The sequence below is a fragment of the Paenibacillus sp. DMB20 genome (assembly GCF_000987955.1).
Lineage (GTDB): Bacteria > Bacillota > Bacilli > Paenibacillales > Paenibacillaceae > Paenibacillus_AQ.
Genome location: NZ_LAZU01000021.1, coordinates 44794 through 60760, shown reverse-complemented (window position 1 = coordinate 60760; position 15967 = coordinate 44794). Strand labels below are relative to the sequence as shown.

Below are 15967 nucleotides of genomic sequence, written 5' to 3'. Positions count from 1 at the left end.
CTACTAATATAAATCTATAGGCAATGCGTTTTTAATTCATCACTAATTGATCTCATATGCTCAATCGTCCGGGTCATTTCACTGCGGGCTCTATAAAAAGTCTTCAAAAAAAACGCTGCCGCGTCGTTCCCTCCCACATCAGCATGGTATTCATTTGATGGTCCAGTGAACTTATTCTCCATTCCATTTGCAGGGACTCTATACGGAACTTCTCAGCGACTTGAATCAGCAACTCGGGTGGAACCTGGATTTTGGGCATTTTTATCACTCCATTATTTGCTAAGCAAATTATACCCAAATACAAATAATTGGAAAACATTCCAAGGTCCTGAATTTATTCATCATTGTCATAATTGAGCATTTTGCATAAAGACAGCAGGATCTAATAGCGATCAAATCTTAATGGGTGGCTCAATTCTAAAATAAAATTCACCTGCCCATATCTTATAAAAGCTATTGATCAATGGTTTAACACACATTAAATTACTTATATAAGTTATTTCCCTTAATATGGAATATAAATCTGGAGGTGATATCACTGGTACCTACAGACATAACGATCAGCACGGAACTATTACGTTACTTGAAGAAAGAAAAATTTAAGCATTTCCTCTTTTGCAAATAAATCAGGGATTAATTCGGGAACGCTCAGTCGATTCATCAATGGGCAACAGCCAATGTCTCTTTCAAATCTTGATTTAATAACAAGAGCCATGAATTTAGAAGAAGGATATTTTTATTCTTTATATGTAAATGAATCATCTCCTAATTGGAGACGACTAGGCCCGTTTATCATGCGATGTGCCGAATTAGGAAAACTTGACTGCATCGTTCAGGCTATTGATATGATGATGGATCAAGAAAATAATCTGGACTGCGCCATACAGTTTGAATCTTATATTCAGCGAGTGCCCGATAAAGTACAATTAGATGCTTTAAAGGATCTGACCAACACGTTTTTGTCCTTACGTAAGTGGAATAAGGCAAAAACTTATGCCCTAGAAATGGGACGCATCGCCAGAATGCTGTATGCCCAGAAACATGACCAAAACAGGTCGAACAGGAAACATACGCAGCCAGCCAAGCCATTGTTCGGTTACATTTTATACTCCGATTTGCTGTTAGGCTCCATAGCTGCCGATAATGATGATTATGATCAAGCACTCTATTATTTATCCTGTTATGAGGATCAAAGCTGGATTATAGAATCAGATGAAACTGCCGAACGAACCAAAGAGCAGTTCTGTGAATGGGCTAGAGGCAATCGTTATCTATATGAACTGATGAAAGGCAACATAGAAGTGCTAGAACCATACATTGAGTATGTATCTTCCAGGGAGAACGAAGTACTAAGAGCTTTATTTAAAATCATTCAAGCGGCTAACATGTTTCATTTTGAAATTGAAAGATATCTAGAAAGGTTTGAGGGTTTGATCAGGGAACATCTTCATCGAGGGGGAACAGTCGGAAGTTATCCCGGACACCTTATAGATGACCGCTTCGCCAATTTCCTGACCGATATCGGAGAATATTATTTACGGAGGAATAACATACTCAAAGGAATCCAATATATATTGGACGGTTTGGAAGTTTCATATCGCATCAATAGTTCTGTTAACATCGCAAGATGCTGCACGACGATAGAGCATATCCGATCTAAATTAAGCTATTCCGTTCTGCAAAGATATGCAGCAATACGAAGTGAACAAAAAAGTAAGAGGATTCTCGTTCCTGAAAAATAGACCTTTCCTAAAGTAAGGCATCCATAACATTAGCTGTAGGGAGAGCTTGCCCCACACTTCATGTTTGCTTCTCTCTGCTGTGGGCCTTGGAAAAGCATGTTGATTGTCCTGCGGCCGCGCCTCCCTCCTCTACCGATGCTAACGACATCTTACAGCAAATTTCCGATCTTCTCGGCAGCAATCTTTTATTCTAAAGACAGTAAAGAAAAACATAACTTTTTCAAAACCAAGGTGTTTTATATAAAGAATCCGCGTTGGAAATGATGATGACAAGGTTAGATGGCATGTGGAGCCAAAATCAAATAACCCTTAAAGGAGATAAGGATTGTGAAAAAAAGATGGGTTACTGTAGGCGCAGCTTTATTGGTTCTGGGAGCGGTTCAGATTGCCCATGCTGCGGACGGATTTACCTTAAAGATTCACGGTAAAACCATAAATACAACGGAGCAAGTGAAAATGATCGATGGGAAGACTTTCGTTCCACTGAGGGTCATTGCTGAAAATTTGCATCAACAAGTGGAGTGGGATTCGGAAACAAAAACCGTAACGGTCGAGGAAAGGAAAAAGGAGAAGTCCATTGAAAGACTCGTTCTTCAACGCGGAAAGGATATCTTTATTACGCCCAATCCCGAAAATGCCGATGTGGCGAAAGATGCAAATCGAGCCTTTTTTGTATCATTTAACCACGCTTTATAATGAAGTTTATCGTGGACTGTTAAGCACGGACTTAGAAGCAGATACAACCGTGAAAACGGCAGATCAAATCCCTGTTCTGAAAAGCAGCGAAACAACTAAAGAACAAACTGCTAAAACCCGTTCCTTTTTTTGTAAGACTTGTTCAGCCTGCTTATGTGCCACAGCTTGGTGAAAATGCCCCTGCAGGCAAAGACATTTTATTTTACATTGATGAGAAAAGCTCTTCCGATCTTCAAATTGGCGTGCAGAATCCGAAAAACGTGAAGGAATGGAAAATATATAAAGTCAAGGATTATGGAGATTGGTTCAAAAAAAGAATGCGACATCTACCTTCGTGCTTCAAGAGGTTTATAATTTCTTATCATCCACTTCTACCAATTGCCCTAACGCTGGGTATTTATTCTGTTCAACCATCGACATGACATGGTGGTAAGCGATCCAACTTAAGAGTATGGCTTCGATGATTATAAATGTATATCCAGTTAACTTCCAAAATCTAAACTTTTTTCTTTTTGGTTTGTACGATATTTTTTCATTTTCCTCTCACCTCATCATCTATCCTAGTTGATAGAGGTTAAAAGTAAGGGGAGCGGAAATTTAAATTTTGTTTAAAAAAAGGAGCGAGCGGTAGCCTTACGCCTGTTTCTTATGCTCATGAACGGAATTAAATTGCTCCCGGTACTGGCCTGGCGTCATCCCCTCCAATTTCTTGAACATCCGGTTAAAATACGGTGGCTGATAGCTGACCGCCTTAGCAATTTCGCTGATCTTCATATCGGTAGTTACGAGCAGCTTTTTGCAGTGGTTCATTTTGATCTCAGTCAAGTAATCGATATAATTTGAGCCCGTCATCTGCCTGAAAGCCTTGCTCAGCTGCGACACGCTCATGCCCGCTTCCATGGCGAAGGTCTCGAGCGACAGATCGCTCATATAATTCTCGTTAATCATCTGAATGATTCTATCCACGATATGCTTCATGGACTGATGATAGCTTTTGTTCAGCACTTCGATATACGGCTTGATAATGCTGACGCGGAACCACTCTATGCAAGCATGCGAATCCCGCAGCGCCTTAAGCTCCTTTTGCAATTTCACGCCGTCATACAGCGCGTACGGATTATGATTGGACTGCAGCATGGAACGGTACAAGCTGTTCTTCAGGCGCATCAGACCTTGATGCACGACCCACTCCGGCGCCCCGTCATTTTGAAGTGCCTCCACAAACCGGATCAGGATGTCCTCAGCCTCTTTTTCAAGACCCAGGTTCAGCGTATACGTAAACTCCTGTTCCAGCTCGAAAGGAAACTTAACCTCCAGATGCGACTGCTTTAGCACCACGGCCGCCTCCAGCAGCTGGCTTTCCGACGTAAAGCTGCGATAGCTCAACGCTCTTCTTGCCTGTTCCAGTAGGTAAGGAACATCCGTCCAGACCCCCGCCGGGCCGTTTACGACGATGGTTGCCGGCATATGCAGTACATCCCGAAGCGTATCGATCATGTCTTTGCTCAATTCCATAAGCGGCGGCTTCAGATCTTCAACGGGCGAAGCTGCCGGTACAAACCCGATGACGGCGAAGGATCCGTCCATAAAATCGATGGTATGTACGTAGGAAGCCAGACGCTCAGACATTTCATGCAGCAGATTGACTGCGGCATAAGTGAGCAGCTCGCTGTCCTTGGACGTTAGCTGGCCGCGATCTTCGCTGAGGGAATGGAGCTGGCACACAATGATGAAAAAATGCTGCTGCGTAATATCCAGCTTGAGGCCCTGCAGCTTCTCGGCAATCTCGGATTCCGTCAGATGGGCCGCCTGGCCTGATAGAAATTGGTTGATCAGCGCCTCACGGACCTTTGGAATGGACTGGTTCAGATTGCTTTGCAGCGTTTCGTTCACGGAACGGTACTGTCGCCATTTTTCCTCGATATATTTTAGTTCGTTGTTTTCCGTCGTCGTCTCGGATTTGCCCTCTTTGAATAAATCCACCATCCGGCGGATCGGTCTGTACATGCTTTTGGAAGCGAACCAGCTCAGGGCAAGAGCCAGCAGCAGGGAAACGCCCCAATAAATAAGCACGACACGTTTGTATGTCTCTGTTGGGGCCGTAATTGCGGAGGAAGGAGTACCTGAGACAAAGGTCCAAATCCCCCCCAATTTCTGAAAAGATACCGAACTCACTAGCAATGTGTCATTCTTCACCGGCAGCTGAAAATGCATCTGGGTATTGTAAGAACGCTTGGTGGTGCTCAGCGCCTCCTGAATATCGGAAATGACCTCCGGATACTGCTTGCTCGCATCGGATTGGGCGACCAGGGTGTCTTCCCCATCCAGAACAAAGGCTACCTGCTCGGAATTGGCATTCAGATTCACCATAGAGGGGTTGATGTACAGAACAAGCGCCCCGTACGGCTTCTGGCTGTTAAAAGGCAATTTCACCACGATTGCATGCGACGAGCCTCCCTGATGAAAGGGCCGGTCCAGATGATTCGTCCAGAAAATCCCATTCTCGTCATGCATGATGTTTTTCCAGGAAGTCGAATCCACCGGGTCATCAAGCGGGCGGAGACCAAGCAGAGGCTGCATAATCATATTCTGCTTCTCTACATACAGGTAAGCCTGGTCGATCAGCGGATCCCCGTTCTCGATAAAATACAGCGTATCGTTTAATTCCTGCGTCTTTTCAAACTGATCCACAAAGTTCGTATCGGCAAGGGAAGGCTTTAGTATAGGATTGGAAATCATATGCAGGGCATATTGAACCAGCTGGGAAAACTGCTCGTCAATTTGCCGCACAGTATCCTTCACCAGTTCTTCATTGTTCTGCTGATGCTGCCTGATGAGGTATTGATTACCGACATGCCAGCTGATGAAGCTCACAAAAGAAATCGGAACGCATGTAAGCAATATGGCAAGCGCAATGGTTTTCCAGTACATGATTCCTTTTGACGCGAGTTTCCTCGTCCACTCTTTACCCAAACCTCTCACTCCTGACCGTATCCCATTCGGATGAACGCTGAAAATTCGTAATCATGTTTTAATCCATCATATCGAAATGAAGTTGATATGAAAAGGCTTTCAATAAGAAAAAAAACGTGATTTTTCGGCAATATCCCCCAAAAAAAGGCCCTCGTCAAAAAAAGTGCAATCGCCTGAAACGAAATCCGAAAAAAGCTTGTAACAACAACATATCAAAGCCTTTTGGCACGCCTGAAATAAAGTCAAATTGCCGAAAATGTTGTAAACCCTTACATTTTGGTTATGTGTTTACTTTTGATCCAAGGAAAGAGAGGTAGCCAGATGCGAGCACCAAAGGCGAAAGTACAGTTGCAACAACCACAGTTGCTACAACCCAAACGACCGTTATGGCCGGACTTGAAACGAGATAAGTACCTGTACCTTCTGGCTTTGCCAGGCATTTTGTTTTTCATTATCTTTAAGTACATCCCTATCACCAATTTAATCATCGCTTTCCAGGATTACTCCCCGTACCTTGGGATTGCGGGAAGCGAGTGGGCCGGATTTGAGCATTTCACCCGGTTTTTCTCGAATCCCGATTTCTGGATGCTGCTGCGCAATACGCTGGCCATCAGTTTCTTGAACCTGATTTTCTTTTTCCCGGCGCCGATTATCCTTGCGCTTATGTTGAACGAAGTCCGTAACCAGTTCTTTAAACGAACAGTACAGTCACTGGTCTATATCCCTCATTTTCTGTCCTGGGTGTTAATTTACGGTCTCACCTACCTAATGTTTTCCCAGTCCGAGGGCTTGGTCAATAAGCTGTTAGTCGCAATGGATAAGAACACGATCGATATTTTATCCAATCCCGATTACTTCTGGGGCTTGCTGACCGCACAGTCGATCTGGAAAGAGGTAGGCTGGGGCACGATCATCTTCCTTGCCGCCATCGCCGGCGTCGATCCCAGACTGTATGAAGCAGCCGTTCTCGATGGAGCCGGACGCTTCCGCAGAATGTGGCATGTCACGCTGCCAGCGATGCGAAACGTCATTATGATTATGCTCATTCTCCGTCTCGGCAGCATCTTGGATACGGGCTTCGAGCAGATCTATCTAATGATGAACGCACCGGTAGCCCATGTGGCTGAAGTATTCGATACTTACGTATATCGTGTTGGCATCCGTCAAGGTGAATTCAGTTACAGTACCGCAGTCGGTCTGTTCAAATCGGTTGTAGGCCTAATCATGGTCATCAGCGCGAACAAGATTGCCAAACGCTTCGGCCAAGAGAGCTTGTATTAATGGGTAGCTTGGAAAGGAGAGTCAACTAATGATTTATAATTCGTCATGGAAGGATCGCTTGCTTAACATAGTCAACACCGGGCTACTGCTCCTGATTAGCTTGGCGATGCTCTTCCCGTTATACTATACCGTCATACTTTCATTCACCGATCCAACGGAATATTACACCCGCGATTTGATTCTGTGGCCACATGACTGGTCACTGGATGCTTATAAATACTTGCTGGGAAACGGCATGTTCATGGATTCCTTTCTGGTTAGCACTTTTCTAGCTACGGTTGGAACAGCACTCAGCCTCATTGTCACAGGGGGACTGGCATACGCCCTTTCCTGCCGGCGGCTCCGTTTCCGCAGAACAATAATGTTCATGATCATGGTAACCTTCTTGTTTTCGCCGGGGCTTGTCCCTGCATATATGGTCGTGAGAAACCTGGGGTTGATTGACAGCGTCTGGTCCCTCATTCTCCCGACACTTACGAGCGCATGGTACGTGCTTTTGATGAAAGGCTTTTTTTGACAGCATACCGGACAGTCTCGATGAAGCCGCCCGCATTGACGGGTGTACTGAACTCAGCGCTTTCTGGCGAATCATTATTCCGCTCTCGCTTCCTGCTATCGTCGCCTTCGGACTCTTTTTTGCCGTCGGCTACTGGAACACTTATTTTAATGGCGTCATGTACATTAATGATCAGTCGAAGTGGCCGCTGCAGGTGCTGTTGCAAAACATGCTTGTCGACCCGACCACCATGGGCGGCGGAGGCAGCAGTCAGGCTGTATCCATGCAAATGAACAGGCAGCTGCCGACGGAAACCTTGAAAATGGCTGCAATCGTCATTGCAACCACCCCTATCATGTTGGTGTATCCATTCCTCCAGAAGCATTTCGCGAAAGGCGCTATGGTCGGTTCTGTGAAGGAATGATTGATATACAGGCATTGCTAAATTAAAAGGAGGTTATAGAAAATGAATCCACCAAGAAAACAAAAGAAATCTTTGATGATGAAATCCATGCTGGTCATGCTGAGCGCTAGCGTTCTGCTGACGGCATGCGGCGGTTCCAAGGATGCATCGACCGATTCATCCGAACCGACGCCAATCGAGATTCAAACGCTGAACTACGCCACTGAATTTGTTGACAATACCAATGTCATCTGGAAAGAATTCGAGAAACGCACCAACACCAAGCTTGATATCACCTGGTTGCCGCCATCATCGGCCACAGATAAAGTTAATGTCTTGCTTGCTTCCGGCGATCTGCCTGAAGTGACGTTCGTTGAATCGCTAACCAATCCGCAACTGCAGAAGATGATCCAGCAGGGCGCATTCTGGGACTTGACGCCGTATATCAAGGATTATCCGAATCTTAGCGCACCGAATCTGGAAGAAATGTGGACCGTATCCAAAGTGGAGGGCAAAAACTATGTCATCCCGCGGTATTATCCAAGCTATGGCGGTGGAGCATTCCCGATCTTGCGCAAGGACTGGATGGATACTCTAGGATTGCAAACACCTACGAATATGGATGAACTTTTTGATGTGCTGGTAGCATTCAAGGAGAAGGATCCGAACGGAAACGGACAGGCTGATGAAATTCCATATGCAGCCAATCATGGTACTGTGAACTTCGTTTACGGCGTGTTCAACGGAACTCAGGGAGATTGGAAGCTGAAGGATGATAAGCTCGTCCCGGTCATTACCGAGGATGCATCCCGCGATGCCGTGCTCTGGCTCAAAAAAGCATTTGATGCGGGTTTGTTCCCGAAAGACTTTGCCATTATGCAATACTCGCAAACGGTTGATTTGATCAGCGGGGGTAAAGCAGGCGGTACTTCCCAATCTATGAACCATGCTTGGGTAACCGGATCGAGAATCCGCGACGTTGTTCCTACAGCCGACTACATGCCGCTTACTTATCTGGAAAACGCTGCTGGGGAGAAATATACGCCATCCGGAGTGCCGTATTATGGCGTTTACCTGATTCCTAAAGAGGTTCCTGAGGCAAAAATGAAGAAAATTATGGAATTTTTTGACTATGGATACAGTAAAGAAGGCAATGAACTGGCTACCTATGGTATCGAAGGCGAGCACTACACCATCAAGAATGGACGTAAAATCCCGACGCCTCAAAGCGAAATAGACCATTTGGGCGATGGCAATTTCAACAACCTGTTCCATCTCATCAGCGATGATATGTCGATTGGCGCCGTCGGCATGCCGGATGATGTCTATAACCGCAACGTTGAAATCGTGAATGAGCGCAAAACAATCAAAACGTCAAACCCTGGCAACGAGTTGTATTCTGAAGCCTATAACAAGTACTATCCTGATATTAAGAAAAAAAGTGGACGATATGCGCATCAAAGTCATCATTGGCAAAGATACGATCGAAAACTATGATAAGTTTATCGAACAGCTGCGCAATGATCCAACACTTAAGCAGATATCGGATGAAATGACCGAAGCTTATCACGCAAAAATGAGCAGCCAGTAAGTACTTTACCTCTGACGACTATATTAAAGGGAGAAACACCATGAAACCTATAACAGCGATTGTTATTGGTGCAGGCGACCGGGGCATGCGGGCTTATGCCCCTATGCGCTTGCCCATCCGGAGGAGCTTCAGATCGTCGGCGTAGCGGATCCCAACCGTCTGCGCCGCGAGGCTAACGCCAATCGTAGCTTGAAGATTACCATTCTCCATTAAGAAACTTTCAAAATAGTTGAGCTGATTGTAGCAGTTTCCATTTTCTTTATTTAGTATTGAAATGGTTCCGTTTGGATTCACTTCAACCTTGATATACTTATTTTGCATGCATGTAGAAGATGTAGCGATTTCTTTCCCATCCGTTGTTCTGGTCTTCGCCCAAAATTCTGTTTTTCTACTAAACTCTACTTTATTGCACAACTTTTATACCTTATAGCCGCCGGCTGGTATTTCTCCCGTATTAAATACTACTCTGTTTTCCCAAATAGGGTAACGCCATTCTCGATCCCAGTGTGTGGGGGGGATGATATATCCTGTCTTTGTTTTGTTCATGGTTTTTCTCCCTCTCCTCTACAAACTTATCTTGTTAGAAAAGTGAAACCTATACACATATCCATGGTATAGATTTCACTTTTTTAAACTTCTAATGCTTTGAACCAGATGTATACTTAGGGATCTCCATATTTAATACATCACTTATAACATTACCTTTTTTAACAACAATATAAATATCTTTGGCAGCTGCGTTTTTTAAACCATTAAGATCAATTTGCACTGGTCCGGTTTTACATTTCACACCAGCCACATTCGTATCCATTTCTGGCATTTCAGCTCCACGTTCAACGATTTGATAGTAGTACCATCCGTTATCACTTGTGTTAAATGAAACGAAAGCTGTAGTCTCCGTTAAACGATCTGCAGCACCTGCCGTTAATATAGGCCTAGGATCTTTTTTACCCTTTACCTCTACGACTTGCAAAATATCTCCTGCATATCCTTCGGCTTTGCCAACGGCTATAACCGTTCCTCTATATGCATATAAGGAAGGATCCAATTCGGCAAAAGTAAGTGGCAGCTCTCTCGTATCGTTTAAGTACTGTGCCTTAACGGTTGTAGCCAATTTTGGCGCTGTACCAGATAAAGTAGTCACGCTACCCAGCTTATCGATTGATACTATGCCATCTACTGTTACATTGACGCTAAATGTGCTTAATGCACCTTTTAGATCGGCAAGCTGACCCTTTACGGTAAATGTGCCAGGTTTTTTATAGAATGATGGATTTACGGTATCCCAGTTCACTTTTGCAGCCTGAGAACCACCATCCTTAAAAGTAACAGTAACTTCTTGCGGTAAATTTGGAGCATGATCGACCATTGTAAAGATATGATCTTCTATACCTTCTATGGAAATGATCTCATAATCTTTATTCATATAAATGGTATAGTCTCTGCTTCCTGCTAGAGTGATTTCCGATAATACTACAGTGTTCTTTCCATTAACCAATTGCTCTGGTGCAATCGTTGCGCTGTCATCTTCAAATTGAATTTTTTTTGCCATTCATCTGCAGTTTAATCTCTACACCATCAAGTACGATATTCGGTTTCTTGATTGTAATAGGCTTCTCGGTATCAGTTATAGCAGCATAATAAGTATAATAATCCGGATTAAATTTACCGTTTAATACCGCATTGCCTAGTCCGAGGTCAACCTCATAATCTACGTATTTCGGATTGGATATGATCTCGATATCATCCAGGTAAACAGTGGCGTTAATTCCTCCAAAGCCTACCCCGCCTGATTTATACTGACCGTCATCAACAGATATCAATTTTTGACCATCCAATACGAAACCGATCTTCCCATCAAAAGTTTGAATCTGCAAATCATGCCACTCATTCGCATTAAATCCATCAGGTACGCCTACTTTACCTAATGATGCATCTGAGCTGGCCGTATGTTTCGATATTTCAAAATACGGTGTGCCTGCAGGGTAACCACCAGTTCCATTTTTATTTCTTCGATAAACCACTTGATAGGATAACGGTGCTTTACCAGGGGCTATACCTTCATTAGATGCCATTACATAAATGGTAAAGTTATCGTAGGCACCCCCAAGTACATCCGTTTCACCCCATCCTTCAAATTTCCATTTCATATTGACCAGGTAATTATTCCAAGGGGCATTCAATTCATAGAAATCATTGCCGTCTCTAATCTCATCCTTTAAAACTTGATTTCCGGCATCATATACAACACTTGTTACGGATGGCATACCCCCTATTTTGTCAAAAGCAGGAACTTCTCCATCTTCAAAATCCAGTTTAAGCTGCTGCTTATTGTCATCCGATCCATCATATGCTGGAGGTGCTGGTATATTTGATGGAGGGATTGGCATTGTCGCCGGATCCCCGCCAAACACATAAAGCTGATCATAGAAAGCTTGCCCTCTGCCATGATCAGAACCAAGCGAGATATAATCAAATCCGGTAGCAGGTAAGGTTTTAACGAATTGATTATCGATATACAGCTTTACATCGGTGCCTGATGTATAGTCAAACTTCAGCTCATGCCAACCAAAAGTTCTAACGATGTCCGTAGCTTCCTTTTGATCTCCAATCTGGATGATATATTTATCTGCCGTATCATAATCCAAACCCATGCCGATCATGTTTTCACCATCATCAACTCGTGCAATGGATGTAACCTTAGCCGAATTCTGATGCCCTGAATCGTACGAAGCCAGATTATTATTTTGTCTGTCAAACATCTTAACCGTCACGACTTTGTTCAGCATTTCAGGGAAATTCTTGAAAGCTTGGGTTTTATCCAGCAGCTCCAGACTTTGTTTGCCGTTTATAACTCCTTCAGACATAAATTCTGTTGAGATTTTTGCCTGACCATTTTGAGTAGACCAAACCGTGTCATCTAATCCATTTTCAAAGTTTTCTTTAAAATAAATATCTTCCGGTTCAGTAAGAACGTCTCTGTCTGTTAAATATTGTTTAGGATAGTCGGAAGTTACTCCAATTTTGTCGTACTCCATCTTGGAGTCGTCAAATTCCTTGATATGATTTGCAATTCTTCCATAATTAACATTCGTATTATCAAACTTGATTACATCACCATATTGCAAAATCGTATTCACTTCGATGTTAAAGTTCATTGGGTTCGTTGCTTTTACATTGCTTAACTCCATGCCTGAGGCTCCCATATCCAGGTTCATGTCGTTCGGGCCAAAATCGGCCATGGTAGGGTTCGGGCCTGTGTTATCAATAAGAACTTGGTTTAAGTAGTTAGGTTTGTAATTTTGTGAACCCTTGTATAAATAACATGCAAAGAAAGCTCCATCATCTCCACCATCTTGTTGGGCATGATGCAAATGTACATATTCAATTTTATTATGGTGAGTGTACATATCCGTCATAATATTGAAGTCTTTATCGCCATTCGGGAAAGCTACATTCGGGTTCCGACTATGTCCGGCAGTCAGAAAGATTCCTCTTCTTGGTGAATTATACACCTCTACATGAGATACCGTATTATAGCTTGACTGCTGAATCGTGATCCCTGAAGCTTGACCAATGAGCTCACCAATATCATGAACAATCGTATTCGTTATCGTATTATCTCTGCTATAGCCATCTCCGTTTTGGTCTCCAGCCACACCAGGGTAGCCGCCTTCTACGTTTATGCCTCCATGGCCTGTATATTCAATAAGGTTATCCTTGATCACTGTGTTTTGGTTAGCCAAATAAAGATTAATTCCAAACATGCCTGAATTTTTGATATGCGCTTTGGAAATCGTGATGTTTTTCGTATTCGTAAGTGTAATCACGCCGTATTGGAACTCTATTCTTTCGGATTGCTCGGCATAGGATGGTTGCGTACTTCCTTTAGCTTCCGGAGGATAAAAACCTAATCCATCTCCTGCATCTCCCCAGTTCCAACCATAGGCATACCAATCCGTCGTATTGGTGTCCTTGAATTGCAAGCCGCTGAATTCAATATTCGAGACCATTTGATCCCGATCAGGACCCTCGACACGGATCACTTCTTTGACAGTAGGAACGATAAATTCATTTCCATTAATATCGTTTTCCGGATAATAATACAAATCGCCTGTCGTTTTATTGAAATAGTATTCACCTGGAACATCCAAGAAGCCTAAATTTCCTTGCACAAAATATCTTGCATTCGTACCTGTTTTATATTTAGGTCTGTACATTTCCGGTTTTCCTGGAACAGTCTTGTATACAAGCTTACGGCTTGCGGTATCAATCGCGGAAACTGGAATCGTATCCGTCATCCAATCCCAGTATCCACCGTCCCACATATATACAGAGGCATCCAAGTCTCCACGCGCTTGGGCGTTTACCATACCGTTTATTGACTCTTGATCAAGATCGCCGTCTCTATAAATCAAGTCGCCAATTCCGCCGCCTGCACTTTTCATGTATGGAGTTAAAGCAGATGGAAAGTCTTTATACTTATTTAAATTTTGCGTACGTGCTAATGTTGCACGTCTATCATTGACATAAAGAGTATCAAAACTCACGTCAGTGCCAACGTGAGTTTTGTATACTTTACCTTCTGCAGCAGCCGGCAAGTCAGCGTCAGCACCGGTTCTTTCCACTAATCGCCATGGTGTGTCCACAACCTTGCCGCCGATAATTTCGGCACTGGCCAATTCATCCAAATTTCTATAGATGATATTATAGCCATTCGTACCTGAGTCTCTTTCATCGAAAGTAATCGTTTCATCAAGATAATATTTGCCTTGTGAAATAAATACGTAAATATCGCCTGTCATATTCCGATTGATCTCTCGAACCGCGTCTCTTGCGGCTTGCAGAGTTGCAAACGGCTTATCGTACGAGCCATCGTTTTTATCATTTCCATCTGATGAAACAAAGAACTCGGCTTGTATGCTATTTTGAGAATTTTCTTCTCCTACTGCTGCTTGAACATTTTTCATAGAACCCAATAATGAAGTGCATACCATACACAACACAAGCATGAAACTAAAGAATTTCTTCTTAGCCATCATCATACCCCTTCTCCTTATTTTTGCAATTTATGCGATGTTAAAAGGGACTACTTGTTATAAATTCTATACAATATTACGGCTGCCTCCACTCTTGTTGTCTTGCCATTCGGATTGATTTCGCTTTCATTTCCTGTGATCATTCCATCTTTAATTAATGATGCTACGCTATTTCGTGCATAATTGGCGATCTTGTCATCGTCACTAAATTTCTAAAGATCCTCTTTACTTCCTTCTAAATAGGGTTTACCCCGATTTGAAGCGCTTTATCTACCATGACCATCATATCTTGTCTGCTAATTTGCGCACTTGGATCAATGTATTGTTTCCTACCCCAGATGTTCCTCTTATGATTTCTTTGGAAGCAAGTAAAGATATCTGTTTTTCTGCCCATTTATGCTTGAGGTGTCCTCAAAGGTTTTCTTAGCGAAACCTATTGCATATGTTCCATTTGCCTCTCCCTCTACAGTAACTTTTCCCGTTTCTTTGTTATATCTGCCATTTGTATTACGGAGATTCGTTTACACATACTCTATCCCGTCCGATGAGTTGTTTAACGAACTATTCATTCAGTTACTTGTTGCATACGCACTTACAGCGAGTGTAGCGCTTATAATTTTCCTTGCTGACATCTTTCCATCTTCATAATGACTCCTTCGTTTCTACAAGCTAATAAGAACCTCCTCTTGCTTTGCTGCAATCATCTTATTCATAAATCCCCCCCCCCAGATAGTTAATAAGCTGCATTCTTTTGATTCAATAAATCAGCTATTTAACGAAATATGCAGCTACGTCACTTGCATTGTAGCCGAGCTGTTCTCAAACCAACAATCTCAAAATCCGTAGTTTTTTGATGTTTTCTACTACTCCTATACTTTACTTGGTGTACTGCAACTCATAATTTTAATATAATCTCTAATTTCTTTTGATCTGTTCAATATTCATACTAAAAAAAGAGGTTTCGCAGATTCTATCTTTAACGTCACCCGACAACATTTCTGCAAAATATCGAAATTAGAAAAATAAAAGAGAACCGATGCCTCCTGAAGTGCGCCCCTTAGAATGGACATTGGAATAACCCCCTGGTTTATCCGATGAAATCCTAAGGGGTGCATTTTTGTATGGCCATTAAAGGAGAAAAGTATAAAACGTATTCGGAAGAGATCAAGAAAGAGGCGGTTCATCTGCATGTTGTCGAAGGATGGACTTACCGAAAGATTAATGAACACTTGGGGATTAATAACCCCCAACGGATGAAGAAATGGATGCGGAAATATCGGGAACAGGGCGAGTTTGGACTGGTGGATCAGCGAGGTCGACGGGAAGCATACATCGACCAAGACCGGTATGTTCAAAAGCTCAAGCGGGAAAACGAAATGCTAAAAAAGTGTTTGGAAATCTGGATGCAGGAGGTGAAGAACAAAAGTAAAAGGCCATTGAAATAGCTGCCTCAAGCTATCCCGTCAACAGCTTATGCAAACTCTTTAAGGTCTCTCGTAGCGGATATTACGCCTATCTGAAGCGCAAACATATGGACCGGGACAAGGAAGCTGCATTGCTCATTCGTCAGGTGTATGCGCGCTACGAAGGGAAATACGGCTACCGCCAGATCCAATTGTTCTTGTAGCAGGATGATGGCATATGGATGAACCACAAGAAAGTATTGCGCCTGATGCAAAAGCTCGGACTTTAAGCCAACATTCGCCGCAAACTCCGTTTTAACACGACGTAGCGGAAATTAAGAAA

The 15967-nt window shown here is 43.1% G+C and carries 10 protein-coding genes and 2 pseudogenes; 6 read left to right on the top strand and 6 right to left on the bottom strand.

Features of this window, described 5'->3' with window-relative positions; all coding sequences use genetic code 11:
- Positions 1–103: 103 nt before the first annotated feature.
- Positions 104–259: a hypothetical protein gene (locus tag XI25_RS33300; RefSeq protein WP_160308890.1), complete on the bottom strand. Its 156-nt coding sequence runs from the start codon at positions 257–259 to the stop codon at positions 104–106.
- A 454-nt stretch (positions 260–713) separates the two neighbouring features.
- On the opposite strand from XI25_RS33300, the gene XI25_RS07680 reads away from it, so the two are divergent.
- Together XI25_RS07680 and XI25_RS07675 are read left to right on the top strand one after the other, a co-directional pair.
- Positions 714–1742: an XRE family transcriptional regulator gene (locus XI25_RS07680; protein WP_235439730.1), complete on the top strand. Its 1029-nt coding sequence runs from the start codon at positions 714–716 to the stop codon at positions 1740–1742.
- Between the two features lie 327 nt (positions 1743–2069).
- Positions 2070–2438, top strand: a complete 369-nt coding sequence (locus XI25_RS07675) for a stalk domain-containing protein (protein WP_046678086.1) — start codon at positions 2070–2072, stop codon at positions 2436–2438.
- A 633-nt stretch (positions 2439–3071) separates the two neighbouring features.
- Here the strand turns inward: XI25_RS07675 and XI25_RS07670 are convergent.
- Positions 3072–5411, bottom strand: a complete 2340-nt coding sequence (locus XI25_RS07670) for an AraC family transcriptional regulator (RefSeq protein ID WP_235439729.1) — start codon at positions 5409–5411, stop codon at positions 3072–3074.
- A gap of 321 nt (positions 5412–5732) precedes the next feature.
- Between XI25_RS07670 and XI25_RS07665 the strand changes: the two genes are divergently transcribed.
- The 3 genes and pseudogenes from XI25_RS07665 to XI25_RS07655 all read left to right on the top strand — a co-directional run bounded on the left by XI25_RS07665 (position 5733) and on the right by XI25_RS07655 (position 9088).
- Positions 5733–6692, top strand: a complete 960-nt coding sequence (locus XI25_RS07665; RefSeq protein WP_082112260.1) for an ABC transporter permease — start codon at positions 5733–5735, stop codon at positions 6690–6692.
- A 28-nt stretch (positions 6693–6720) separates the two neighbouring features.
- Positions 6721–7612, top strand: a pseudogene (locus XI25_RS07660) (carbohydrate ABC transporter permease).
- A gap of 42 nt (positions 7613–7654) precedes the next feature.
- Complete coding sequence (locus XI25_RS07655; protein WP_235439728.1) at positions 7655–9088, top strand: extracellular solute-binding protein; 1434 nt, start codon at positions 7655–7657, stop codon at positions 9086–9088.
- Positions 9089–9275: 187 nt separating this feature from the next.
- On the opposite strand, the gene XI25_RS33295 is transcribed toward XI25_RS07655, so the two are convergent.
- The 4 genes and pseudogenes from XI25_RS33295 to XI25_RS36765 form a co-directional block, all read right to left on the bottom strand.
- Positions 9276–9596: a hypothetical protein gene (locus tag XI25_RS33295; protein ID WP_046678084.1), complete on the bottom strand. Its 321-nt coding sequence runs from the start codon at positions 9594–9596 to the stop codon at positions 9276–9278.
- A gap of 223 nt (positions 9597–9819) precedes the next feature.
- Positions 9820–10734 (bottom strand): Ig-like domain-containing protein, encoded by a 915-nt coding sequence (locus XI25_RS07645; protein ID WP_046678083.1) that lies wholly within the window; start codon positions 10732–10734, stop codon positions 9820–9822.
- Positions 10712–14227, bottom strand: coding sequence for a right-handed parallel beta-helix repeat-containing protein (locus XI25_RS07640; protein ID WP_046678082.1), 3516 nt, complete (start codon positions 14225–14227; stop codon positions 10712–10714). Before XI25_RS07640 ends, XI25_RS07645 begins: the two co-directional genes overlap by 23 nt.
- Positions 14228–14271: 44 nt before the next feature.
- A pseudogene (locus tag XI25_RS36765) lies at positions 14272–14421 on the bottom strand (S-layer homology domain-containing protein); the annotation flags it as partial.
- A gap of 921 nt (positions 14422–15342) precedes the next feature.
- Between XI25_RS36765 and XI25_RS07635 the strand changes: the two are divergent.
- On the top strand, positions 15343–15666 hold the full coding sequence (locus tag XI25_RS07635; protein WP_046678081.1) for a helix-turn-helix domain-containing protein: 324 nt from the start codon (positions 15343–15345) through the stop codon (positions 15664–15666).
- Positions 15667–15967 lie beyond the last annotated feature (301 nt).

What these genes read in the sequence shown, in the direction of transcription:
- XI25_RS33300 (WP_160308890.1), bottom strand. Translation starts at nt 259, where the DNA reads ATGCCCAAAATCCAGGTTCCACCCGAGTTGCTGATTCAAGTCGCTGAG.
- XI25_RS07680 (WP_235439730.1), top strand. Translation starts at nt 714, where the DNA reads ATGAATTTAGAAGAAGGATATTTTTATTCTTTATATGTAAATGAATCA.
- XI25_RS07665 (WP_082112260.1), top strand. Translation starts at nt 5,733, where the DNA reads ATGCGAGCACCAAAGGCGAAAGTACAGTTGCAACAACCACAGTTGCTA.
- XI25_RS07655 (WP_235439728.1), top strand. Translation starts at nt 7,655, where the DNA reads ATGAATCCACCAAGAAAACAAAAGAAATCTTTGATGATGAAATCCATG.
- XI25_RS07645 (WP_046678083.1), bottom strand. Translation starts at nt 10,734, where the DNA reads ATGGCAAAAAAAATTCAATTTGAAGATGACAGCGCAACGATTGCACCA.
- XI25_RS07640 (WP_046678082.1), bottom strand. Translation starts at nt 14,227, where the DNA reads ATGATGATGGCTAAGAAGAAATTCTTTAGTTTCATGCTTGTGTTGTGT.
- XI25_RS07635 (WP_046678081.1), top strand. Translation starts at nt 15,343, where the DNA reads ATGGCCATTAAAGGAGAAAAGTATAAAACGTATTCGGAAGAGATCAAG.